Genomic DNA, 1,359 nt, shown 5'->3' with positions numbered 1-1,359 from the left:
GCGCGATACGGGGGTCTGGGGGCGGAGCCCCCGGGAATGGGGCGGTGCGGGCGGGAAAGGTTACGCTGCGGGGCATGACCTCGGAGGTTCCTACACGCGCGTACCGGCGACTCGGCGTCGAGGAACGGCGGAGCCAACTGCTCGACGCGGCGCTGTCGTTGTTCGCGGCCCGGGCCCCCGAGGAGGTCTCCCTGGACGACGTCGCGGAGGCGGCCGGCGTCTCACGCCCACTGGTGTACCGGTACTTCCCCGGCGGCAAGCAGCAGCTGTACGAGGCCGCACTGAGGTCCGCCGCGGAAGAGCTGGAGCACTGCTTCGCCGAACCCCCGGAGGGCCCGCTCACCCAGCGGCTCGCCAACGCCCTGGACCGCTACCTCGCCTTCGTGGACGAGCACGACGCCGGATTCAGCGCGCTGTTGCAGGGCGGAAGCGTCGTCGAGACGTCCCGGACCACGGCCATCGTGGACGGGGTACGGCGGGCCGCCGCCGAGCACATCCTGGTTCATCTGGAGGTCGAAGGGCCGGCGCCCCGGCTGCGGATGACCGTCCGGATGTGGATCACGGCGGTCGAGGCCGCCTCCCTGATCTGGCTGGATGAAGAGAAGGAACCGCCGCTCGACGAGCTGCGGGACTGGCTCGTCGAGCAGTTCGTCGCGTGTCTGGTGGCGACCGCGGGGCGCGACGCCCAGACGGCCGGTGCCGTACGGGCCGCGCTGGCGATGGAGCCCGCGGACGGCCCGATGGGCACGTTCGCCCGGGCGGTGCTGCCCGTGGTGAGCGACGCGGCCCACCTGCTGTGACACTGGCCGCGTGAAGAGCGAAGACACCCCCTTCGAAGGCGGCCCCCTGGACGGCCGGGTGCTGCCGGTCCTGCTCGGTGCGACCGGACACCCGCCGAAGGTGTACCGGGTCCCGGTCCCGGACAGTGCCGGTGGTCCGCCGACCGTGCTCGTCTACCGGCGGGTGCAGGCGGGGACCAGCAGGCGGCTCGCACTGCATCAGGGGTGGAAGTACCAGTACGACCCCGATGACACGAGCGGCGGCAGGCTGCGGTGGCCGTGGTCCAAGCCGGAGCCGAAGCCCGACACCGCGGCGCGCATCAAGCCAGACGCCACGCCGGACGGCAAGTCGGACGACACCGACGAGTGACCTTGTTGGGCCGGATCGCCCACGCTCGCCGCGCGGGGCTCGCGCGCGCGTCTGATGCTCGCGATGCGGAGGAGCGGAAGGGCCGCGCCCCGCACCGGAGGTGATGACGTGTCAGGAAGGCTTCTGCGGCTGGTCTGTACGGCGGCGATCGCGGCCAGCGCCGTCCTCGCACCGGGGCCGGCGGCGGCATTGCCCGAGCCCAGTGAAAGT

General features: G+C 72.6%; 2 protein-coding genes. Both read left to right on the top strand.

Annotated features, from left to right (window positions below):
* Positions 1–74: 74 nt before the first annotated feature.
* Positions 75–800, top strand: a complete 726-nt coding sequence (locus EU811_RS23085; RefSeq protein WP_142940569.1) for a TetR/AcrR family transcriptional regulator — start codon at positions 75–77, stop codon at positions 798–800.
* A 10-nt stretch (positions 801–810) separates the two neighbouring features.
* Positions 811–1,149, top strand: coding sequence for a hypothetical protein (locus tag EU811_RS23080; protein ID WP_142940568.1), 339 nt, complete (start codon positions 811–813; stop codon positions 1,147–1,149).
* The last annotated feature ends 210 nt before the right edge of the window (positions 1,150–1,359 follow it).

The organism is Arthrobacter sp. TS-15 (assembly GCF_006964045.1).
In the GTDB taxonomy this organism is placed as follows: domain Bacteria; phylum Actinomycetota; class Actinomycetes; order Actinomycetales; family Micrococcaceae; genus Arthrobacter.
Note: the sequence above shows the minus strand (reverse complement) of the source record. Positions and strands in the feature narration are given on the sequence as shown.

Bases quoted from the DNA above. Each gene is read 5' to 3' on its own strand.
- EU811_RS23085 (WP_142940569.1), top strand. From the start codon at position 75: ATGACCTCGGAGGTTCCTACACGCGCGTACCGGCGACTCGGCGTCGAG.